This is a genomic window from Duganella sp. AC237, assembly GCF_979254035.1.
Window position 1 is genome coordinate 4,999,735 of sequence record NZ_CEEDEW010000003.1, and the last position, 22,018, is coordinate 5,021,752.

The 22,018-nt window shown below is 63.0% G+C and carries 14 protein-coding genes and 2 tRNA genes; 2 read left to right on the forward strand and 14 right to left on the reverse strand.

The genetic code is table 11. The annotated features are described in order from the left end of the window. Window positions 1-453: 453 nt before the first annotated feature. The 5 genes from AC0IYS_RS22230 to AC0IYS_RS22250 all read right to left on the reverse strand — a co-directional run bounded on the left by AC0IYS_RS22230 (window position 454) and on the right by AC0IYS_RS22250 (window position 3,846). Window positions 454-1,137 carry a DUF3334 family protein gene (locus tag AC0IYS_RS22230; RefSeq protein ID WP_471707227.1) on the reverse strand — a complete coding sequence of 228 codons (684 nt, stop codon included), beginning with the start codon at window positions 1,135-1,137 and terminating at the stop codon, window positions 454-456. A 444-nt stretch (window positions 1,138-1,581) separates the two neighbouring features. After that, window positions 1,582-2,028 carry a hypothetical protein gene (locus AC0IYS_RS22235; RefSeq protein WP_471707228.1) on the reverse strand — a complete coding sequence of 149 codons (447 nt, stop codon included), beginning with the start codon at window positions 2,026-2,028 and terminating at the stop codon, window positions 1,582-1,584. 176 nt (window positions 2,029-2,204) lie between these two features. Next, window positions 2,205-2,280 (reverse strand) — tRNA-Asn (locus tag AC0IYS_RS22240). A gap of 162 nt (window positions 2,281-2,442) precedes the next feature. Further along, window positions 2,443-2,518 (reverse strand) — tRNA-Asn (locus AC0IYS_RS22245). Window positions 2,519-2,643: 125 nt separating this feature from the next. After that, on the reverse strand, window positions 2,644-3,846 hold the full coding sequence (locus AC0IYS_RS22250) for an amino acid aminotransferase (RefSeq protein ID WP_471707229.1): 1,203 nt from the start codon (window positions 3,844-3,846) through the stop codon (window positions 2,644-2,646). Between the two features lie 114 nt (window positions 3,847-3,960). Between AC0IYS_RS22250 and uvrB the strand changes: the two genes are divergently transcribed. Both uvrB and AC0IYS_RS22260 read left to right on the forward strand, forming a co-directional pair. After that, entirely contained in the window at window positions 3,961-6,042 is a 2,082-nt protein-coding gene (gene uvrB, locus AC0IYS_RS22255) for an excinuclease ABC subunit UvrB (RefSeq protein ID WP_471707230.1), read from the forward strand. A gap of 9 nt (window positions 6,043-6,051) precedes the next feature. After that, complete coding sequence (locus AC0IYS_RS22260; protein WP_471707231.1) at window positions 6,052-7,077, forward strand: pirin family protein; 1,026 nt, start codon at window positions 6,052-6,054, stop codon at window positions 7,075-7,077. A gap of 6 nt (window positions 7,078-7,083) precedes the next feature. On the opposite strand, the gene AC0IYS_RS22265 is transcribed toward AC0IYS_RS22260, so the two are convergent. The 9 genes from AC0IYS_RS22265 to AC0IYS_RS22305 all read right to left on the reverse strand — a co-directional run bounded on the left by AC0IYS_RS22265 (window position 7,084) and on the right by AC0IYS_RS22305 (window position 22,017). Next, window positions 7,084-8,031 carry an alpha/beta hydrolase gene (locus AC0IYS_RS22265; protein WP_471707232.1) on the reverse strand — a complete coding sequence of 316 codons (948 nt, stop codon included), beginning with the start codon at window positions 8,029-8,031 and terminating at the stop codon, window positions 7,084-7,086. Window positions 8,032-8,103: 72 nt separating this feature from the next. Then, window positions 8,104-9,201 (reverse strand): ABC transporter ATP-binding protein, encoded by a 1,098-nt coding sequence (locus tag AC0IYS_RS22270; protein WP_471707233.1) that lies wholly within the window; start codon window positions 9,199-9,201, stop codon window positions 8,104-8,106. A gap of 9 nt (window positions 9,202-9,210) precedes the next feature. After that, window positions 9,211-13,011: a GH36-type glycosyl hydrolase domain-containing protein gene (locus AC0IYS_RS22275; protein ID WP_471707234.1), complete on the reverse strand. Its 3,801-nt coding sequence runs from the start codon at window positions 13,009-13,011 to the stop codon at window positions 9,211-9,213. Continuing rightward, window positions 13,004-14,377 carry a GH1 family beta-glucosidase gene (locus AC0IYS_RS22280; RefSeq protein WP_471707235.1) on the reverse strand — a complete coding sequence of 458 codons (1,374 nt, stop codon included), beginning with the start codon at window positions 14,375-14,377 and terminating at the stop codon, window positions 13,004-13,006. The genes AC0IYS_RS22275 and AC0IYS_RS22280 overlap by 8 nt, the downstream gene beginning before the upstream one ends. 24 nt (window positions 14,378-14,401) lie before the next feature. After that, window positions 14,402-17,566: a discoidin domain-containing protein gene (locus tag AC0IYS_RS22285; RefSeq protein WP_471707236.1), complete on the reverse strand. Its 3,165-nt coding sequence runs from the start codon at window positions 17,564-17,566 to the stop codon at window positions 14,402-14,404. Further along, on the reverse strand, window positions 17,563-18,393 hold the full coding sequence (locus tag AC0IYS_RS22290; RefSeq protein ID WP_471707237.1) for a carbohydrate ABC transporter permease: 831 nt from the start codon (window positions 18,391-18,393) through the stop codon (window positions 17,563-17,565). Before AC0IYS_RS22290 ends, AC0IYS_RS22285 begins: the two co-directional genes overlap by 4 nt. Next, window positions 18,390-19,265: a carbohydrate ABC transporter permease gene (locus AC0IYS_RS22295; protein ID WP_471707238.1), complete on the reverse strand. Its 876-nt coding sequence runs from the start codon at window positions 19,263-19,265 to the stop codon at window positions 18,390-18,392. Before AC0IYS_RS22295 ends, AC0IYS_RS22290 begins: the two co-directional genes overlap by 4 nt. Then, on the reverse strand, window positions 19,262-20,548 hold the full coding sequence (locus AC0IYS_RS22300) for a sugar ABC transporter substrate-binding protein (protein WP_471707239.1): 1,287 nt from the start codon (window positions 20,546-20,548) through the stop codon (window positions 19,262-19,264). The genes AC0IYS_RS22295 and AC0IYS_RS22300 overlap by 4 nt, the downstream gene beginning before the upstream one ends. Next, a complete protein-coding gene (locus AC0IYS_RS22305; RefSeq protein WP_471707240.1) occupies window positions 20,545-22,017 on the reverse strand; it encodes a glucoamylase family protein in 1,473 nt (490 codons plus the stop codon). The genes AC0IYS_RS22300 and AC0IYS_RS22305 overlap by 4 nt, the downstream gene beginning before the upstream one ends. Window position 22,018 lies beyond the last annotated feature (1 nt).

A 22,018-nucleotide genomic window follows, 5' to 3' on the forward strand; every position in this document is an offset into this window, starting at 1 on the left:
GATTTAAATGTAATGCAAAGAGTAAAAAACAGCGTCTCCTGTTCTCTCTTTCATAGACACCGCACGGTCATCTGACGTGACCATTGCAGCGCAAGCGGGCCGCTTGCGCGCCGCTTTCGGCAAAACTGGACCGCCCCGTTTCTCCGCCATGAAAGCGTGAACAGGATCGCATCCGCATCTTGATTGATGTCTAGAATGCACCGACTTGCAGAAAGGCGGTATTTTCAGCCATTGATACCATGTATTGCAAGACGAATATATCGATAGTCGAATTAACTGTTAGAAATTCGGCGGCTACTATGATGAAACTGAATAATAAAAGGCCGCCTTGCGGCGGCCTTGCAACAACGATGTCGAAAAAACACGAAGCATTTACATCTTCTACACGCAGCAACTGTGTTGAAAATCCCACAAACGGCGCCGTGGCGGGCGTCCGCCGGGGCCGGCGGTCACTTACATGCCCAGCGACTTGAGCAGATCGGAGTTGTCGTCGGCGTCGTCGACCGGGGACGGCGTCGACGCGTTGTCCGTATTGTAGGCGTCGTCGATCAGCGATTGCGGATCGTGCTCGGCCGAATCGAAATCGTACAGCTTGATGAACTCGGTGCGGTCGATCGCCAGTTCCAGATAGAAGATGTTGTTCTTCTCGGTATAGAAGGTGACGCGGCGCATTTCCGGACGGTCCAGCGGCGTGTCCACGCTCAGCATCACCTGCTTGGTCAGCACCAGCATCTTCGGCTGGTTCTGCGTGATGTTGGTCTGCAGCTCGCGCCGCACCTTGCCGGTGAAGTCGCCGACGATCTGGTTCATCAGCTCGCCCATGATGTTGGACACCTCGTCCGACGTGTGCGAACTGGCCAGCTCGGACTTCGGCATACCCATGTGCAGCATGTAGCGCTCGTAGATTTCCATTGCCGTGTCGGCGGCGAAATTCAACACCACCAGGCCGGTGAAGCCGCCGTCGAACATCACGAAGCAACCGATGTCGGGCTTCAAACCCGTCTTCGTGATCCGCTGCACCATGCCGGAATAGTTCACTTTACTTTGCGTGGCAACATTCAGCACGCGGGCCACCGAGTTACACAAACTCATCAACAAATCTTCTGTACCGTACACAACATCCTTTTCTTCGCTCATGGGGCAACCTCTATTTACTTTTTGTCGATGACGGCGCCGCGTCGTGGTGCAGCGCCTAACGAAACATGGCCTCCTCGCTCAGCCAGCGGGCGACCTCATCTTTCCATTCCGTAGCCGAAATAAAATCAATACTATTGAGTATGCCGAGGTGCAAGATTCCCGTCCACCTGATTCACACATTTACATCAAATTTCAGTGCCGAAATGCAAATCCGCCAATCGGCAACCGGGAGGAATGGGGAGGAAGCAGTAACTTATTTAGAAGGCCGACGCTTTTTGCGTTTCGGTGGCTGGGCAAGCGGGAAAAAGGCATCCGTCCAGACCTCTCGAGGAGTGAGTGCCAACAATACAACATTAGCACCAACGCCACTGTTCGTTACCGAACCCGGCCGCCTCTGCGGTCACCGCAGGTCTGCGGACAGTCGCAACAGCGCGTCTTAACGGCTTACCTACCGCCAGCATCGTTAGGCCTTTGCCTCGAATCCAGCGCCTCTCGCATTCTGTTGAGCAGCACTGCCGTTTCCTCGGTTTGTCTTTTGACCTCGGCTTGCGCAGCCGAGGTGCTCTTTCCAGCCTCAAACGAGGCGACCATCGCGGACAAAACGGTCGCGTTAAACGCGGCAACACCCAAGACGATCGCGAGAACGGCACTAACGGCGGTGACGATGATGGTGGTTTTGAGACCGGCCATTGACGACCGTATTTCCGATCTTATTTCCGATATCGTCATCTCCATCCGCGCCATGCGGGCATCGAAGTGACGTAAACGCTCTTCCATCAACGCGGAAAATGCAGCAAGCGCGGAATCGATGGACGCAACGCGGGCATCCATGCGGCTTTCTACAGCCTCAAGCTTTGCGTCGACGAAATCCCTGTCTGGTGAAGCAGCCATTCAAGCATGTTCGCGTGCGATTTCGGGGCTGTCAATCAGAGCACGTCCGCGTAGCCCCTGCACCTCTGACGCTGCTCAACAAACCCCAACAATACGCTCTAGATCATCGCGGTATCAATGACGAAATGCAAAAAGCCCAACCGATGAAGGCTGGGCTTTTTGATCTTGCTGTGTTCTGGCTCCCCGACCTGGACTCGAACCAGGGACCTGCGGATTAACAGTCCGTCGCTCTACCAACTGAGCTATCAGGGAATTGAGGCCAGAATTATAGCCGCTCAACTTTGATTTGCCCAGCCCAAAAAGCAACTATTTTCGCCGGCGCAGGACCGTCAAGCGGACGCGCCAATGGAAAAAGCCTCATGTCGCATCGCAACGATCTTCACCGTTACAAGCAAACATGAGGCTTTTAAATTCTGGCTCCCCGACCTGGACTCGAACCAGGGACCTGCGGATTAACAGTCCGTCGCTCTACCAACTGAGCTATCAGGGATTAGAGGCAACATTTTATACTGTTTCGTTCGCGCCATCAAGAAAGATTTCCAACAGCGCAACTTACAACGGTATTCTGTGTTGCCACTCGGATCAAGCTACTGCTCAACCCGAAGAAGCAAGAGTTTAGAGCACTTTGGCGATGGCGTCAATAACGATGTCGATATTGCGCGAATTCAACGCCGCCACGCAGATGCGGCCGGTATCGACCGCGTAGATCGACTGTTCGCGCAGTTGCTCGACCTGCGCCTTGGTCAGGCCCGAGTACGAGAACATGCCGACCTGGTCGCGCACGAAGGCGAAATCGTGGGCGGGGGCTTTCGCCTTCAGCTTCTCGACGAAGGCTTCGCGCATTTCCTTGATGCGCACGCGCATGCCGGCCAGCTCGTCTTCCCACATCTGGCGCAGTTCCGGCGTGGTCAGCACGGTGGCGACGACCTTGCCGCCGTGCACAGGCGGGTTGGAGTAGTTGGTGCGCACGACGCGCTTCAACTGCGACATCAGACGGCTCGCCTCTTCGCCGCTGGCCGCGACCACGCTCAGCGCGCCGACGCGCTCGCCGTACAGCGAGAACGATTTCGAGAACGAGTTCGACACCAGCAGCGGACCGCCGGCGTCGGCGAAGCGGCGCACCACCGCGCCGTCTTCGGCGATCCCGGCGCCGAAGCCCTGGTAGGCCATGTCGAGGAACGGCACCAGGCCGCCGCCGGTGACGGCCGCGATGACTTCATCCCACTGGGCCGACGTCAGATCGGCGCCGGTCGGGTTGTGGCAGCACGCGTGCAGCAGCACGATGGCGCCGCGCGGCATGGCCTTCAATGCGGCCAGCATGCCGGCGAAATCGACGCCGTGGGTGGCGGCATCGTAGTAGGCGTAGTTATTGACGGTGAAGCCGGCGCTTTCGAACAGCGCGCGGTGGTTCTCCCAGCTTGGATCGCTGATGTAGACCTGCGAATCGGGCGCGAAGCGCTTGAGGAAGTCGGCGCCGATCTTCAGCGCGCCGGTGCCGCCGATCGCTTGCACGGTGATCGCGCGTTTCTCTTGAATTACCGCGCTGTCAGCGCCAAATACCAGCTCTTGCACCGCCTTGTCATAGGCAGCCAGGCCTTCGATCGGCAGGTAGGTGCGCGGGGCCGGCGTGGCGATCAGGATTTCTTCCGCTTTCTGTACGCAAGACAGCAGAGGCACTTTGCCGTTGTCGTCATAATAAACGCCGACGCCCAGATTGATTTTGGCTGGGTTTTGGTCGGCGTTGAAGGCTTCGGTGATACCCAGGATCGGGTCGCGTGGTGCCATGTCGATGGCGCTGAACAAGCTAGGATTCGTCATGATAAGATTGGATTCGATTGGAAGCGTTTCGCAGCGGATGAACGTAGACAGCGCCCCTTAAAAAACTACTTCAGGCCGCTGGCAGGCCATTATTTTAACAAAGGTCGGACCACGATGGCTGAATTACCAGTAGCAGATACCCCTAAGGCAACGGTTATTACCTTCCCGGATTCGCCGTTCAAATTGCACCAGCCCTTCCCGCCGGCCGGCGACCAGCCGGTGGCGATCGACAAGCTGTGCGAAGGCATCGACGACGGCCTGTTCTTCCAGACCTTGCTCGGCGTGACCGGCTCCGGCAAGACCTATACGATGGCCAACGTGATCGCCCGCAAGGGCCGTCCGGCGATCGTGTTCGCGCCGAATAAAACGCTGGCCGCCCAGCTGTACTCGGAGTTCCGCGAGTTCTTCCCCGAGAACGCGGTCGAATACTTCGTCTCGTACTACGATTACTATCAGCCGGAAGCCTACGTGCCGCAGCGCGACCTGTTCATCGAAAAGGATTCGTCCATCAATGAGCACATTGAGCAGATGCGCCTGTCGTGCACCAAGTCGCTGATGGAGCGGCGCGACGTCATCATCGTCGCCACCGTGTCCGCCATCTACGGTATCGGTAACCCCAACGAATACCACCAGATGATTTTGACCTTGCGCCAGAAGGACCGCGTCTCGCAGCGCGACATCATCGCGCGCCTGATCCAGATGCAGTACACGCGCAACGAGGTCGATTTCGGCCGCGGCACCTTCCGCGTGCGCGGCGATACGCTCGACATCTTCCCGGCCGAGAATGCGGAGCTGGCGGTGCGACTCGACATGTTCGGCGACGAGCTGGAATCGATCCAGCTGTTCGATCCGCTGACGGGCCGCGTCAAGCAGAAGATCCCGCGCTTCACCGTCTATCCCGGCTCGCATTACGTCACGCCGCGTTCGACCGTGCTGCGCGCGATCGAGAGCATCAAGCTCGAACTGCGCGACCGCCTGGAGTTCTTCCGCAAAGAGAACAAGCTGATTGAAGAACAGCGCATCGAGCAGCGCACCCGCTTCGATCTGGAGATGATGGCCGAAATCGGCTTCACCAAGGGCATCGAGAACTACTCGCGCCACCTGAGCGGCGCCATGCCGGGCGAGCCGCCGCCGACTTTGGTCGATTACCTGCCGAAGGACGCGCTGATGTTCCTCGACGAGTCGCACGTGTTGATCGGGCAGTTGAGCGCCATGTACAACGGCGACCGCTCGCGCAAGACCAACCTGGTGGACTACGGCTTCCGCCTGCCGTCGGCGCTGGACAACCGCCCGTTGAAGTTCGAGGAATTCGAACAGAAGATGCGGCAGACGATCTTCGTCTCCGCCACGCCGGCCGACTACGAAAACACGCACGCCGACCAGGTGGTCGAGCAGGTGGTGCGGCCGACAGGCCTGGTCGATCCGCTGATCATCGTGCGCCCCGCCCGTTCGCAGGTGGAGGACCTGATGTCCGAGATCACCGACCGCGTCGCCAAGAACGAGCGCGTGCTGGTGACCACGCTGACCAAGCGCATGTCCGAGCAGCTGACCGAATTCCTGAGCGACCATGGCATCAAGGTACGCTACCTGCACAGCGATATCGAGACGGTGGAGCGGGTCGAGCTGCTGCGCGACCTGCGCATCGGCACCTTCGATGTGCTGGTGGGGATCAACCTGCTGCGCGAGGGCCTCGATTTGCCGGAGGTGTCGCTGGTGGCGATCCTGGACGCCGACAAGGAAGGCTTCCTGCGCTCCGAACGTTCGCTGATCCAGACCATCGGCCGCGCCGCGCGTAACCTCAACGGCGTGGCACTGCTGTACGCCGACCGCATGACAGACTCGATGGAACGCGCCATCGGCGAGACTGAGCGCCGGCGCGCCAAGCAGATCGAATTCAACGCCGCCAACGGCATCGTGCCGCGCGGCGTGAGCAAGATCATCAAGGACATGATCGACGGCGTCTATAGCCCGCAGGACGCGCGCGAGAACCGGCAGGTAGCGCAGGAGGCGGCCAAGTACGAGTCGATGAGCGAGAAGCAGATCAGCAAGGAGATCAAGCGCCTGGAGAAGGCGATGCTCGATCACGCCAAGAACCTGGAGTTCGAAAAGGCCGCGCAGGTGCGCGACCAGCTGCATGGCCTCAAACAGCAGCTGTTCGGCGCGCCCGGCGCGGACACCCTGCCCACCCCGAACTGATTGGCACCTATGACGAATCCGATTTTAAGCAGCGGCCCATTGGGCTCCCCGTGGGCGACCATGGACCCGTTCCTGTTTTGCGTCCACCACGTGGACAACTACCCCAAGGGCGACGGAAAGTTCGGTCCCGCCGCCTCGCTGGCGGGACGCCGCCTGGGCCAGGACTTCATGAATGTCGACGGCTGGAACATGTACCACGGCGAACAGGTGCCGGGCTTTCCCGGCCACCCGCATCGCGGCTTCGAGACGGTAACCATCGTCCGACATGGCCTGATCGACCACGCCGATTCGCTGGGCGCGGCGGCGCGCTTCGGCGCCGGCGATGTGCAGTGGCTGACGGCGGGACGCGGCATCGTCCACTCGGAGATGTTCCCGCTGCTGAAGACGGAGGACGACAATCCGCTCGAACTGTTCCAGATTTGGCTCAACCTGCCGGCCCGCAGCAAGTTCGCCGAGCCGCACTTCACCATGCTGTGGTCCGAAGACGTTCCCCGGGAAACCGTGGTCGACGCCAATGGCACGCGGACGGAGGTGGTTTGCGTGGCCGGTCGCGTGGAGGCCCTGCATGCCCTGCCCCCGCCGCCGGATTCCTGGGCCGCCGCCGAGGAAAGCGATCTGGCGATCTGGGTGGTGACGATGGAGCCCGGCGCGCAATGGACCCTGCCGCCCGCGCGCGGCGCCGACACCAAACGCGCACTGTATTATTTCGACGGCGAAGGCGCCAGCATTGGCGGCCAGCCACTGGCATCGCGCAGCGCCAACGACTTGCGCACCGATGCGCCTTTGCTGCTGGTGAATGGCGCCGCCGGCAAGGCGCAATTCCTGATCCTGCAAGGACGGCCGATCGGCGAACCGGTGGTGCAATCGGGACCGTTCGTGATGAACAGCGAACAGGAAATCCGCCAGGCCCACGCGGACTACCGGCAGACCGGCTTCGGTGGCTGGCCGTGGCCGGACGGCGCCCCGGTGCACGGCGACGACCCCACGCGCTTCGCCCGCCACACCGACGGCAAGGTCGAACGGCGCGACCGCTAAGTTACGTCAGCGCTGTTTGACAAACGCCGCCACGGCCTCGCTCAATTGCGGGGCCAGCGGCAGATTTGGATCGCTATACGATGCCCGTTGCGCAGCGGGATCGGCGGGTACCATTTTCAGCACGTGATTCATGCCCTCGATGGTCACCAGCTTGGCCGACGGCGCGGCCTCCGAGAGCGCCTGCGCCTCCTTCACGGCGACCTGGATGTCGGTCGTGCCCTGCGCGATCAGCACCGGCATTTTCAGCGCGGCGATCGCCTTGCGCGGATCGGTCTTGAAGGACGATATCAAATACGGCTGCACCGACGGCCGGTACAGCATCATCAGCTCGGGCGGCACATCCTCCACCGCCTTGCCCTGCTCCAGCGCGACCAGTACGCGTTCGTTTGCGCCGGCCAGCGCCGGCGGCAGCTTGGGCTTGAGTTGGTCACGCAGGATGTCGGCCAAAGGGTGGCCGGGGCCGGAGATCGACACGCAGGCATCCGCCTTGGCGCGCTGGCACGCCACCAGCGCGATCAGCGCGCCTTCGCTGTGCCCCGCCATCACCACCTTCGAGAACCGCTTGTCGGCGCGCAGTTGGCGCACCCACACCACGGCGTCGTCGACATAGCTATCGAGCCGCAGATCGGATTCCTCCTTGACCAAGCCGGCGCTGGAAGCGACGCCGCGCTTATCGTAGCGCACCGTCGCAATGCCTTGCTGCGCCAGCGATTCGGCCAGCATGCGCAGTGAATTATTGAGCAGCGAAGCCGCTTCGCTATTGCCGTCGCGGTCCGTCGGGCCGGAACCGGAGTGCAGCAGCACCACCGGCACCTTGGCGCCACCCTCCGGTATCAACTCGGTGCCATACAGCGTGCCGCTGGCGACGGCCTGCGTGACAGCGCGTTCGGTGTAACTGCCCGCGTGGGCGGCGCAGGACAGCACCAGGAATGACAGCATTAATTTACAGCGCATTCGCAACTCCATGATCGGTATCGGTAAGGCCTATGATACCGGACGGCGCCAGCGAAGTCGCACGATCCAGGCTCAATAAATAGCTAGTCCGTCCGCGTCGAAGACATGCCACCGTGCCTGCTCGACGCGAATTATGGCGGTCTGGCCGCCCTGCCAGCGCGCCTCGGCATCCACCCTCGCGATCAACTGGGTCGTGCCGCCGTCCGGTGTCAAATAAATGTAGCTGGCATCGCCGAGCAGCTCCGCCGCCTGCACCGTGACCGGAATGCCGGCGACGCCGCCGCCTGCCGGATCGGGGGGTGCCAGGGCCATGTGCTCGGCGCGCACGCCCAGCGACACCGGCGATCCCGGAACGAGACCTTTGCGCGCGCCGATCGGCACCAGCGCGCCGCCGGCCAGCCGCACCGCCATCGCCTGCCCGGCCAACAACTCCACCACGCCGGTCAGGAAGTTCATCGCCGGCGAACCGAGAAAGCCGGCGACGAACATATTGGCCGGCCTCTGATACAGCTCCAGCGGCGCGCCGACCTGCTCCACTTGCCCGCCGCGCAGCACCACGATCCGGTCGGCCAAGGTCATCGCCTCGACCTGGTCATGGGTTACATAGATCATCGTGCTGCGCAGGGTGCGGTGCAGGTTTTTCAGCTCGATGCGCATCTGCACCCGCAGCGACGCGTCGAGATTGGACAGTGGTTCGTCGAACAGGAACACCTCCGGCTGACGCACGATGGCGCGGCCGATCGCCACCCGCTGGCGCTGCCCACCCGACAATTCCTTGGGCTTGCGCAGCAACAGCGGCTCGATGCGCAGCGTGGCCGCAGCCTGCTCCACCTTGGCTTTTATCTCTTCGCGCGAAAGTCCCGCCATCTTCAACGCGAAGCCCATGTTGTCGAATACCGTCATGTGCGGATACAGCGCGTAGCTCTGAAATACCATTGCGATGCCGCGCGCGGCAGGCGTGACGTGCGTCATGTCACGCCCGCCGATGCTCACCGTGCCCTCGTCGGCGGTTTCCAGCCCGCAGATTGTGCGCAGCAAGGTCGATTTGCCGCAACCGGACGGCCCGACGAATACGACGAACTCGCCGTCGGCGATGCTCAGGGCTATGCCTCGCAAGATGGGCTGCTGGCCGAATCCCTTGCGTATGCCGCGAATCTCTACTCCTGCCATGACTTCCCCTCAACCCAACACCAGTTCGACGCGGTGGACCGCGCCATCGCGCAGCAACGGAATGCGCGCCACACCGTTATCGGCCGCGAGCGCCGTGCCGTCCAGCGTCACCGAAACAACATCGTTGGCGCTTTGGCCGGGATTGAGCACCTTGATTTCGTAGCTGCCGCCGTCATCCGGCAACTGATGGTGGATGCTGAATTCCGGCCAATCGTCCGGAATGCGTGGCGCCATCACGATCGTGTCCCCGCCTTCGATACTGAAACCCAGCACCGACTCCAGGCCCACCCGGTACATCCAGCCCGACGATCCCGTGTACCAGGTCCAGCCGCCGCGCCCCACGTGCGGCGCCTCGCCATAGACGTCGGCCGCGATGACATACGGTTCGACCTGGTACACCGCCACCGCGGCCATGTCGCGCGCATGGGTCACAGGGCTGAGCATCTCCAGCAGCCGCGCCGCGCGATCGCGACGACCCGCTTCGGCCATCGCCCGCACCACCCAGCACGCGGCATGGGTATACTGCCCCCCGTTTTCGCGCACGCCCGCCACATAGCCCTTGATATAGCCAGGATCGTTGGGCGTATTGACGAAAGCAGGCGTCAGCAGCCGTATCAGGCCGTCCCGTTCGGACACCAGCCGTTGCTCCAGCGCGTCCAGCGCCTGCGCGGCGCGTGCCGGCGGCGCCGCTTCGGAGATCACAGCCCACGCCTGCGCCAGCGCGTCGATCTGGCACTCGTCGCTGTCCTTGGAACCGATGACGGCACCGTTGTCGTAGTAGGCGCGGCGATACCATTCGCCGTCCCAGCCGCCATCGTTCAGCGCGTGGTCCAGATGATCGTGGTGGGCGCTGTAGATGGCAACGCGCGCGGTATCGCCGCGCTGCTCGCAGATCGGCAGGAAATCTTTGATGATGCGCGACAGGAAAAAGCCCATCCACACGCTTTCGCCGCGCCCTTCGCGGCCGACGCGGTTCATGCCGTCGTTCCAGTCGCCGGTGCCCATCAGCGGCAAGCCGTGCGCGCCCTGCGTCAGCGAGCGGTCCAGCGCGCGGCAGCAATGCTCGTAGACGACGGCACTTTCGCCCGACAGCGACGGTTTCAGATAGACCTCGTCCTCGCCCTCCTCCAGCAGCGGCGCGGTCAGGAATGGTTCGACTTCATCGAGCACGCTCCAGTCGCCGGTGGTTTTGATGTAGAAGGCGGCGACGTACGGCAGCCAAAGCAGGTCGTCGGAGAAGCGCGTGCGCAGCCCGCGTTCCATTGGCGCCGTATGCCACCAGTGCAGGACATCGCCTTCGACAAACTGGTGCGCAGCATGGATACGGATCTGCTGACGCGTCAAGTCGGGGCGGGCATAGATCATCGCACTCGAGTCCTGCAACTGGTCGCGATAGCCCAATGCGCCGCCGGACTGGTAGAACGCCGAGCGCCCCCAAATGCGGCAACTCAGATTCTGGTAGGCCAGCCAACCGTTCTGCATCAAATCAATGGCCGGCACCGGCGTGCTCACTTGTACCGCGCGGACGGTGTGGCGCCAGAAAGCAGTGATCTCGTCGAATGCCCGCTGCACCGCACCCGGCGCGGCGTAGCGTCCCACCAATTCAAGCGCGGTCGCGCGCTCCCGCGTCTCGCCCAGCAGCACAACCCATTCCAGCGTCGCACCCGGCGCCAGTTCATGCGTCGTCTGGAACGCGGCGCATGGGTCGAGGCCAGCGCCTGACGCGCCATCCAATCGTGCGGCGGCCAGTGCGGCTGGCTTGGCAAGGTCGCCGTGCTGGCCGATGAAGACGTCGCGGTCGGCACTGTGATGCACCGTCGCGCCATCACCCGGCAACGCGGCGGCAAACGTAACACCGTCGGCGAACTGGCCGGCAAGCGGATTGGTCGCCAGCAGCGCGCCCGAGGCATCCCACTCCGTGATAACAAAACGGCTGCTCTCGGCCGGCGTACCGCCCAGCACCAGCCGCTGATACGAGAACATCGACACCCGGCGCGCAACCGGGTCGCGATTGGTCACCCGCACGCGAACGATCTTCACCGGATCGTGGCGCGGCACGAACATCACCGTCTCCTGCTCAAGGCCATGGCTGAAGTGATTGAAGCGCGTGTAGCCAAAGCCGTGCGCCGCCTCGTATCCCGCGCGCGCCGGGGCCGGACCGGGCACCGGTGACCAGTATTGGCCACTGTCCTCGTCGCGCAGGTACAGCGCCTCGCCATGCGGATCGCGTATCGGATCGTTGGACCATGGTGTCAAACGGTGAATGCGACTGTTGCGGCTCCAGGTATAGCCGGAGCCGCTTTCGCTGACCAGAAAACCGAATCCCTCGTTCGAGATGGCATTGGTCCAGGCCAGCGGCGGACGACACAATCCATTGGTCGCGTCCCAATCCATGCGAATGACGTACTCGTCGCCCGCATCTGTGAACCCGCCATGGCCATTGAAGTGATGCAGCACGGCGCGGCCGGGCACCGTCGCCGGTCCATCCGGTTCCGTCGTGCGCGTGGCAGGCGGCTGGGCGGCGGTCGGGGCGACATCGGCATCCAGCACCGGCATCCTGCCGCGAACGACCAGCAGCGCGGTCATTTCGATCAACGCGAGATCCTGCTTTTTGAACCTTTCCGGCTTGCGCACATGGACGCCTTCCGCATCCTTGTAAGAGCCGTCACCATCCAGCAGTAAAAGATCGACCATCCATCCGTGTGCGGCCCAATAAGCGCGAGCACGCAGCAGCAAACCTGCATTGGCGTCGTGGGCGCCATCGACCCACGCGACAGCCAACGGCCCGGCGGGAAGATCGTAGGATGACACAATGGCAGCGATATCGGCGGAAGCTTCAATCTCACGCGCGGTATGGCGGGGCGCGCGTACCGCAGGCTCGCCATACAGCATCGCACCCGCCAACCGCTGCAAATAGGTCGCCTCGTCCGAACTCAAACCCAGTCGTTGCTCCAGCGCCTGCTGGGCGGCGCGGGCGGCATTGATCGGCGCGCGATCCGCCGGTTCCAGGCCGCCGGCCAACGCGAGCGCTTTCTCGCGACTGTCCGCAGCACCCAAGATAAACGCCACGCCGGTGTGCGCGCCCGGCGCCAGCGTTACCGCGCGGCGCAAGCTGAATGCCGGATCGAGCACATTTCCGGCAGTGCCGGACAGTTCTCCGTCCATGCCGGCCGGCGAACGCAGCTCCCGTCCGCGTCCAACAAAACGCGTACGATCGGTCTCAAAGCCCGCAGCCGCGCCACCGGCGGCGGCATGTATCATCCACAGCGCCGCATCGCCCTCGCCGCGCGGCCTGCGCCGTGCCAGCAAGGCGCCTGTGGCGGCGTCATGCTCGGTCTGCACGAACAATTTGGAGAAAGCCGGATGGGAGGCTTCATCCGCTTGTCGATTCAACACCACTTCCAGATAGCTGGTCACCTCGATATGACGCTCGGTCGAACCGGTATTCTTGAGCACCACGCTGCGCAGTTCGACGTCGCGCGCGGGATCGACGGCGATCTCCATGTGGGCCGCGATGCCATGCGCCGAGACGCCGATCCAGAAGCTGCCAGCCTCGCCGCCGGAAGTCCTGACCGCGTCCCCCGGCCCGCCAGGCTGCAAGCCCAGTGACCACACCTCGCCACTGACGGTGTCGCGCAGATAGATGAAGTAGCCCTCGTCGTACTCGATGCGGTCGCCGCTCCAGCGCGACAAGGCCATGTCGCCGACCCGGCTGAAACCAGCGCCGGCGCCCGTGATCAGCGTGGTGAAGCTACCGTTGGAGAGCAGTCGCGTTTCACGCGCAAAGGTGTTTTCTAAACGATTATTCATGGTGCTTTCCGGCTGTTTGATTGAGACAGGCGCCGTTACTGGCGACGATATCGGCGTACAGCATGGCGCTGTCTTTCAATGTGCGCTGCTGCGTTTCAAAATTAACGTGGATGATGCCGAAGCGCTTGGAGAAGCCCAGCGACCACTCCAGATTGTCCAGCAGCGACCATACCATGTAGCCCCGCAAATCGACGCCCGCTTCCAGCGCGGCGCTGATGGCGCCCATATTCTTGCGCAGGCAATCGACGCGCAGCGGATCGTGCACCCGCCCACCCTCGGCCTGCGGCGGATCGTAGAACGCCGAACCGTTCTCCATCACGTACAGCGGCGTGTCGCCGTACAGTCGTTTGAAGTTGACCAGCGTATCGGTCAGCCCCTGCGGGAAAACTTCCCATCCCGTCTCCGTGTAGGTGGCCTGGGTCTGGCGGACCGGCGCCACTTTCAGCGGCCAATTGGAGGGCTCGTCGCGCACCACGCTGCGGGTGTAATAGTTGATTCCGACGAAATCCAGCTTCTGGCCGATCAACTCGAAGTCGGCGGCCGGCCAGTCAGGCCAAGCCTCGCCGAACATCTGCTTGAGCTCCGGCGGATAGGCGCCGAGAAAGATCGGATCGAGGTACTGGCGGTTCATGTAGGCGTCCGCGCGCCGCGTGGCATCGAGATCGGGCTGCGACTGGCTGGCCGGGTACTTAGGTTCGATATTGACGACGATGCCGATTTGATGCTTTCCCATTTCCCGATAGGCCTTGACGGCACTGCCGTGCGCCCGCATCAGGTTGTGGCTGGCCAGCGCCGCCTCGTGCACGCTGCGATGGCCAGGCGCCAAGGTGCCGTGCAGGTAGCCGCCATCGGTGACCACCCAAGGCTCGTTGAGCGTGGCCCACGACTTGACCCGCCCATCGAAGGCTTGGAACAGTACCCGCGCATAGTCGTTGAACCAGTCGGCGATGTCGGGATTGAGCCAGCCGCCCCGATCGTCCAGCGCCGCGGGCAAATCCCAGTGGTACAGCGTGAGCATCGGCTCGATGCCGTTGGCGAGCAGCTCGTCGATCAGGCGGCTGTAGAAGTCCAGGCCGGCCTGATTCACGGCGCCGCGCCCCTGCGGCAGGATGCGGCTCCACGATACACTGAAGCGATAGGCTTTCAGTCCCAGCTTCACCATCAGCGCGACGTCCTCCTTGTAGCGGTTGTAATGGTCGCAGGCGACGTCGCCGTTGTCGCCGTCGCGCACATTGCCCGGCACCGCGCAGAAGCGCTGCCAGATGCTCGGCCCCGCGCCATCGGCCAGCGGCGAACCTTCGATCTGATACGCCGACGTCGCGCTCCCCCACAGAAAGTCGGCGGGAAACTGGATGGATTTACTCATTTGATGATCCTTGTGATCTCGAAGTTATAACGGTGCGCCATTCATTTTCAGTACCGCCGGCAGGGTATCGATCTTGATCTGCCGGTTTTTCCATGGCACCGGCCTGCCGTTTAGCGTGGCCTCGCCGGGCGCCGTATCCCACGGCCAGGTGAAGACCACGCCGCCGGGAGGTTTACGTTGCATGGCATCGACAGTTAAAGAGAGCGTGCCGGCGGCGGCAGCCAGCTTGTAGCTGATCGGACCGTACGGCGTGCGCAGTCCGTGAAGGCCGACGCCTTCTCCGCGCAGCCAGTCCACCGGCACGCCTTCTGCCAGCAATAGCGCTTGATCCGCCTCCCGCTCGTAGGCGAACGAGTCGAGCGCCGCGCGGATGTAGTCGGACGAGATCCAGCCGTGCGGCATGTCGCCGACAAAGCGCGGCTGGCGCATGTTGCGGCCGACGACTTCCGCCCATTGGTTCCACTTTGCTGGACGCTGGTCGGCATAAAAATAATCCAGCAGCTCGGCCGCGCGCTCGCGCCAGCCCAAACGCACGAAGGCGCTGACGTTACGCAGTTCATAAGGCGTATAGTCCTCCCACGCCTTTCGGCCATCGCGGCGGGCCAGGAAGAAGTCCCAGTACTTCTCGTAGGTGGCCCGCAGCATGGCAGGCGGCAGGAACTGCTGCTCGCCGCCGGGCGTCAGCGCAATGGTCGACGACGTGGGATCGAAGTCGCCCAGTTCCACCGCACCGGGGAGGTAGTCAATGCCGTGAGCAACGGTTGCCGCGTCCAACGACGCATAGAGGTCGCGCCGAAACTCGTCGCGCGCCAGCGCGAGGCGCTGCCCGTCATCGGTTTTCCCGAGCGCCGCGGCGATATGGACCGCGTCCTTGTAGCCCCGCATAGCCCAGAAGTCATCCCAGTACGAGTGCATCGGCTTTTCCGAATACCCCTCGTGGCTGATGGATGCCGGCATCAACCCATAGAACGCGCGACGCTCCGACGTACGGTTTGCCTCGCTGCGTTCGGACTGGCGCAAGGTTTCCATGTAGCGCGCGGCGGCATCGACGCGCGGCCACACATCGGCAAGCGCGGTCTTGTCCTGCGTGTAGCGATACAGCTCCGCCGCAAGGAAGATCAACTGGCCGTGACTATCGTTTTCCGGTACCGGATCGGCGCCGCGACGGTCGACGCAGCACGGTACTTTGCCGTCGTCGAACTGGTATGGCGCATACCAACGGAGGTAGTCGGCCGCGATGTCGGCCTGCCCGAGCCGCAGCAGCGCCTCCGACATCATCGCGCCATCGCGTATCCAGGAGCGCCGATAGGAGCGCGTGCCGGGTTGCAGCGATGCTCCCTCCCGCGTCATCAGCATGTGCGCAAGGGACGAGCGCAAGGTGTCGGCCATGTGCTGACCGGCCGCCGGCACTTTCAGTGTGACCCGAGTCAGCTTGTCGTGCCACCCTGCCGCCACCGCTTCCTGACGCTCCGTCAACCATGCGGCGGCGTTTCTGCTGGCGGGAGGAATGGTCAACGCCGCCGGGCCGCCCGCCATCGGCAGCACGGCGCCGATCACAACGCTTCCGTGCGGCGGCAGCACCACCTCATAAGTCATCGCCGCCGAGGCCATGCCCGTTTCGTCATGCAGGCTCCGCATGCCCGATTTCGCAGGAGAGGCGCCAGGCAGCAGGCCGCCATCGAACGACGACAAGGCCACGCCGGCGGGCGCTTGCAAAGGATGGATTTTGCTATCGCCGTTGATTGTGATCGTCTTGCCATCCCACCGCAGATCGTGAATGGCGCTGAAACCGCCCGGCGTATTGAGGAACTGGCGTGGCGCGTTGACCTGGAACGGCCGCACCGCCAAAACCAGCTGCATGCGCCGCGTGGTCGAGCCAAGGTTTTTCAGCTCGTACTTTGCCAGCAGTTGCGATGAAGCCGGCGTGCCGTCGGCGGCGGCGGTGATGGACAGCGTCCAATCCGGATGCCGCCACAGTACCGACGGCACGGGCAGATAGCCATCCTGCAAACTTTGGCTCACTTTCACATCGGCCCACGTCACTAGCCGATTGCCGTCGCGGACAAAGGGCTCCACGCAATATCCGCCCTGCTTCGCCTCCAGGGCACCATCCTCGGAAATGAGCGCGCTGTGATCGCCGCCGCCATCGACGCCCACCAGCGTCCAGTAAGGCTGCTGGCCGGAGAAGCCCCGTGGATAAAATCCCCGCTGGGCGCCGCGCGCCACGCCTTCGATGAACTGGTTGGGTGTCGCCCCCCATGCCAGATCCTTCAGCTCGACTTCCGCCAGCGCATACGCCGACGACGGACCGTCGCGCAGCACCAACCGGATATATCGCGCTTCCGACTCCGCCAGGCGCAATGGATCGTCGCCCCCATTGCCCGCGACGACACGGCGCGCCAACCGCCATTGTCTGCCATCCGAAGACAGTTCGATATCATAGTTGCTGGCATAGCGGCGGCCCTGCCAGTGCAGCACCAAGCCGCCGAATTCGCGCTCCGAGCCAAGATCGATCGTCAGGCGCTGTGGCTCGCTTTTGCTCTTCGTGCCAACCCACCTGGTATCCGCATCGCCATCGACCGCCAGCGCGGCCGCTCCGCCGGCCATGTGGGAAGAAGCCTGCGCGACCGGCTTTGGCCACGTATCCGGTACCGGCGGCAGCGCACGCATCGTCAATTGTTTAACGTAGACAGAACCTTTGCCACCACCACTGCCTGCGCTGACCACAAACTCGATACGGTCGGCGTGTTTGAGGTCCCGGTCCTTCGTCGGCCCCCACGCAAACAGCACCTGGCGCTTCTTGATGCGCACCAGTTGCCACTCTTTCGGGAAGCTGTAATTCTGCTGCGGGAACCACCAGACGTTATCGCCGCTGGCGTCGGTCATTTTGAATTCGAAATGATTCACCGGCGCGTCGGCGCGCACGTAGAACGAGATTTCATAGTTCTCCGGCAGCTCCAGCGGCAGCGCGCGGCGCACGAAGGCATAGCCGCCCTTACCGGCGAAGTCGAAATCAAGCCGCAAACCGCCATCGGCGGCGCTGGCGGCGGACCGCACGCCGTCGGAGGCCTGCGCCTGCCACGCGTCGACAGATGAAAAATCGTCGAGCACGCGCGGCGGCTCCGAAGCGACAGCCGCCGACATCAGCGCGGCGACCAGGCCCGCAGCCAAAAGGTGTATGAGCCTCATCCCTTTACGCTCCCCACCAGCAAGCCTTGGATGTAGTATCGCTGCAAACCGAGGAACAACAGCAGCACCGGCACAATGGTCAGCACCGAACCTGCCATCATCAACTCGTTATCCTGAACGTGCTCGCGCGACAGCGATGCAAGTGCCACAGGCAAGGTGTAGAGATCTTTATCGGTCAGCACGATCAATGGCCACATAAAGTCGTTCCACGTCCCGAGGAAGGTGAAGATGCCCAACGTGACCAGGATCGGCGTTAGCAGCGGCAGTACGATCACGCGGAAGATCCGGAACTCGCTGGCGCCGTCCATGCGCGCCGCTTCCAGCAACGCATCGGGTATCGTCAGCGCGTATTGACGCACCAGGAAAATGCCGAAGATCCCCGCCATCGCCGGCACCAGCACCGCGCCGTAGGTGTTGACCAGTCCCAGATACTTCAGCATCAGGAACAGCGGCAGCATCGCCACCTGACTAGGTATCACCAACGCGCCCAGCATGACCTTGAAAATCCGGTCGCGTCCACGGAACTGCAGCTTGGCGAAGGCGTATCCCGCGCTGACGTTAAACAGCAGCGACAATGCCGTGGCGGCACACGACAGCAGCAAACTATTGAGCAGATACCGGCCGATGCCGGCATGCGTGAACAGCTCGCGGTAGTTGTGCAAGGTCGCGGCGCGCGGCACCAGAGGCAGCGGAAACGCGCTCGATTCGCCGGGCTCCATCAGCGATACCGACAGCATCCATAGCAGCGGGAACAAAGTGAGCGCGCCGGCGGCCAGCATCACGGCGTTGAGCGCCAGCGCGCGCGGTTTCCAGGAGAAGGCGGTCATGCGTCCGCTCCCTTGGCAAAGCGCAGTTGCAGCAAGGTGACGCCGAACATGATCACGAACAGAATGAAGGCCACCGCCGACGCCGAGCCCAGGTTCCACCATTTGAAACCCTGCTCGTACATGAAATACAGCACGCTGACGGTACTCTGTACCGGCCCGCCCTGCGTCATCACGTACGGCTCGGCGAACAGCTGAAAGTAGCCCGACATGCTCAGGATACTCACCATCAGCATCGTCGGTCCGAGCATCGGCCAGGTGATGAAGCGGAACTGCCCCCATATGCCGGCGCCGTCCAGACCCGCCGCCTCGTACAGATCGTCGGGAATGCTTTGCAGGCCCGCCAGGAAGATGATCATGTTGTACCCGAAGTTCTTCCAGACCGCGAACAGGATAATCGCCGGCATCGACCAATCGGGATCGTTCAGCCAATCCACAGGCGATATGCCCAGTTGATCCAGGCCATGGTTGATCATGCCGTAGCGCGTATGCAGCAGGTAGCGCCAGATCACCGCCACCGCCACGAGCGACGTCACCACCGGCGCGAAAAAGGCGGTTCGGAACAGCCCCTTGAACCAGGTGAGACGGGAATTCAGCAGCAACGCCGCGCCCAGCGAGGCGGCGATCGACAGCGGAACGCCGACCACGACGAAGTACAGCGTATTGCCGAGCGCCTGCCAGAACAGCGGCGTTTGCAGCAGCTCGGCGTAGTTGCGCAGCCCGACGAAGCGCAGGTTGTCCAGATTTGCCAGCGCGTAGATATCGAAGTCGGTAAGGCTCATTACCAACGCTGCCAGCACCGGCAGGAAGAAGAAGACGCCGATGACCAGCAACGCGGGGCCGGCGAAGCACCAGGCGGCGCGGCGCAGGTTCATCGCGCCTCCTTCCGCGCCAGCATCCAGCGGCGCTTTTCCAGGATATCGTCGGCCTTCGCGTCGAGCGAAGCCACCGCCTGGTCGACCGTCAGTTCGCCGTGCGTCACGCGCTCGGCGACCAGCCGCATTTCGGTGGCGATGCGTTCCCACTCGGGCACCTTGGGTGCCGGCTTCACACGCTCGAACTGCTGCCTGAACGCCTGCGCATAGACATCGTTGGCAAGGCGCGGCGCGCTCCAGTTGCTGCGGCGCGGCGGCAGGTCGCCCGTCAACTCGTGGAAGCGCGCAGCTGTATCGGTGCGGGACAGGTACTCGATCAATTGCCAAGCTTCGCGCGGATGTTTGGACGACGCCGACAGCGCCAGGCTGGCACCGCCCGCGATGGAGGCCGCCGGACCGGAAGGCCCGGGCAAGATCGCCGTCATCCAGTGCTGCTGCTGATCGGCCGGCAGACGGCGTTTGAATTCGCCCATGTTCCAGGGACCGGAAATGTAGAAGGACACGTAGCCCATGCCGAATTCGTGATAGACGTTGGTGATGCGGTTCATCGGCGCCAGCTTCTGCGCGTACATGTCGGCGTATAGCTGCAAGCTTCTGCGAAAACCGGCGCTGCGGAAATTGCCATAGCGGCCACCGTCACGCAGCAACGGCTCATCGTTCTGCAAGGCCAGCGCCAGCAACGGCTCGAATTCATCGCTCGGCAGCAGGATCGCGTAATTGTCCGGTCCCACCCGGCGCTTGATGGCGTTCATCGCCTTCATCCATTCGGTCCAGGTTTGCGGCGGCTTGGCGTAGCCGGCGCGTGCCAGCATATCGCGCCGGTAGAACAGCACGCGGGTGTCGATATACCACGGCGCGCCCCACAGCTTGCCGTCGACGATATTGGTATCCCAGATGCCGGGAAAATAGTCGGACCGGGTCACCAGCTTCGAGGCGGCGACTTGCGCGTCCAGCGGCAGCAACGCGCCCAGCACCGCGAACTCCGGCACCCACGTGTTCCCGAGCTGGAAAATGTCGGGCATGACGTCGCCGGCGAAAGCGGTCAGCAGCTTTTCGTGCGCGGCGGTCCACGGCAGTTGCTGGACTTCGACCCGCACGCCGGGGTGGGTGCGTTCGAACTCCGGCATCAGCGCGGTGACGACTTCGCCCTCGCGCCCCATGGCCCAGAACTTCAGCACAACGCCCTCCTCCTTGCGCGGCGCGCACGATGCCAGCAAGGCGCAGGCCAGCATTAGCAGTATCGCGTGCGAAAAGCACTGGCGCGGTGACAAACCTCGCATCATTGGGCGGGCGCCATCTCTGTTGCCGGGCTAACCTTCTCCGGCTGTTTCAGCCAGCCACCTGTAAAGCCGGCGCGTTCCAGTCCGCGCCGAATCACCGGGTGGCCCCGCATCACGCGCCACACAAAATCGCTGCGGTAGTTTTCCGTCATGGCGAGGATCGGCCCCTGGTCGATGCCGAGATAGTCGTTGTCGACCCAACCCTTGCCTTTGAGCGTGCGTCCTTGTGAGACGGGGATATCGTAGTCAAAGCTTGGATTGAAGGCGTCCAGGAAGCCGTAGCGCCCATAAATCCAGTCGCCGTAGCGCTTTTTCATCTCCAGCACCGCCGGCACCACGATCTCCGGCGCGAACGGCAGCGACGACGCGGCGGCCGTCGGCGCCAGGGTGCAATCGTCGTAGTGTTTCAGGCCACCGATGCCGCGCGCCGTGTAGGTGCGGAATGGCAGCTTGATGCCGCCGTAGTCCAGCGTCTTGTCCACCGGGCCATCGCTGGCGGTGATGCCCCAGACGTTGGCGCCATAACCCTTGCAACGCAAGGGATTGGCGATCGCGTAAGCCTGCTGCGCATAGGTGGCGCGGCGGCTGTTCTCGAAATAGTCGTATCCGCGCTTGCCCATGTACTCGTCGCGGATGCCCCGGAAGTCGATCCATACGTGGCTGTACTGATGGATGAACAACGACGGATACGCGAGATGCTCCGCGTCGCCCTTTCCTTCAAGGCTATTCGGGTAGGTGCTGGTCCAGGCCTTCCAGGCGTCCGGCTGCACCGGATGGGTGGGCGATCCGAGCGCCAGCACGTAGACCAGCATGGCTTCGTTGTAGCCCTTCCAATCGTAGGGAATGAAGCCGGATTCGGGATGCCAGCCCAGCGCGATCGACGGCTTGCGCGCTTGCGCCCAGGTCCAGTCGACCCGCTCGTAGATCTCGGCGGCCAGCTTGCGGATTTCCTTCTCCGCCGGATCGTCGCCGTCGAAATAGGATTGGCAGAACAGCGCGCCGGCCAGGAACAGCGCGGTGTCGACGGTCGACAGCTCGACCTTGTCGTGCCGCAGTCCGCTCTTCATATCGAGGAAGTGATAGAAGAAGCCCTTGTAGCCGCTGGTGGACGTGCCCTTGGCGTCGCCCTGCGGCGCGTCGCGGAAGAAACGCAACGTGGCCAGCACGCGGTCGCGCGCCTGCTGGCGCGTGACGTAGCCGCGTTCGACGCCGATCGGATACGCGGTCAGACCGAAGCCGACCGCCGCCACGCTGGAAAACGACGGCGTCGGATAGCGGTCCGGCACCAGGCCGTTGGCCGGGTTGGCGGTTTCCCAGAAAAAGTCGAAGGTGCGGCGCTGAAGGTCGTCGAACATCGGCGGCAGCGCGGCATCGCGCGCCTGCGCGCCGCCGGCGCCGCCGAACAAGGCGGAAGCTGCGAACGCCAAGCTGGCGGCGGCGTGCAGGACGCGAGGCTTGAAAAATACGGTCATG

Bases quoted from the DNA above. Each gene is read 5' to 3' on its own strand.
- AC0IYS_RS22260 (WP_471707231.1), top strand. From the start codon at position 6,052: ATGACGAATCCGATTTTAAGCAGCGGCCCATTGGGCTCCCCGTGGGCG.
- AC0IYS_RS22235 (WP_471707228.1), bottom strand. From the start codon at position 2,028: ATGGCTGCTTCACCAGACAGGGATTTCGTCGACGCAAAGCTTGAGGCT.
- AC0IYS_RS22280 (WP_471707235.1), bottom strand. From the start codon at position 14,377: ATGAGTAAATCCATCCAGTTTCCCGCCGACTTTCTGTGGGGGAGCGCG.
- uvrB (WP_471707230.1), top strand. From the start codon at position 3,961: ATGGCTGAATTACCAGTAGCAGATACCCCTAAGGCAACGGTTATTACC.
- AC0IYS_RS22295 (WP_471707238.1), bottom strand. From the start codon at position 19,265: ATGAACCTGCGCCGCGCCGCCTGGTGCTTCGCCGGCCCCGCGTTGCTG.
- AC0IYS_RS22285 (WP_471707236.1), bottom strand. From the start codon at position 17,566: ATGAGGCTCATACACCTTTTGGCTGCGGGCCTGGTCGCCGCGCTGATG.
- AC0IYS_RS22290 (WP_471707237.1), bottom strand. From the start codon at position 18,393: ATGACCGCCTTCTCCTGGAAACCGCGCGCGCTGGCGCTCAACGCCGTG.
- AC0IYS_RS22300 (WP_471707239.1), bottom strand. From the start codon at position 20,548: ATGATGCGAGGTTTGTCACCGCGCCAGTGCTTTTCGCACGCGATACTG.
- AC0IYS_RS22265 (WP_471707232.1), bottom strand. From the start codon at position 8,031: ATGCGCTGTAAATTAATGCTGTCATTCCTGGTGCTGTCCTGCGCCGCC.
- AC0IYS_RS22230 (WP_471707227.1), bottom strand. From the start codon at position 1,137: ATGAGCGAAGAAAAGGATGTTGTGTACGGTACAGAAGATTTGTTGATG.
- AC0IYS_RS22305 (WP_471707240.1), bottom strand. From the start codon at position 22,017: ATGACCGTATTTTTCAAGCCTCGCGTCCTGCACGCCGCCGCCAGCTTG.
- AC0IYS_RS22275 (WP_471707234.1), bottom strand. From the start codon at position 13,011: ATGAATAATCGTTTAGAAAACACCTTTGCGCGTGAAACGCGACTGCTC.
- AC0IYS_RS22250 (WP_471707229.1), bottom strand. From the start codon at position 3,846: ATGACGAATCCTAGCTTGTTCAGCGCCATCGACATGGCACCACGCGAC.
- AC0IYS_RS22270 (WP_471707233.1), bottom strand. From the start codon at position 9,201: ATGGCAGGAGTAGAGATTCGCGGCATACGCAAGGGATTCGGCCAGCAG.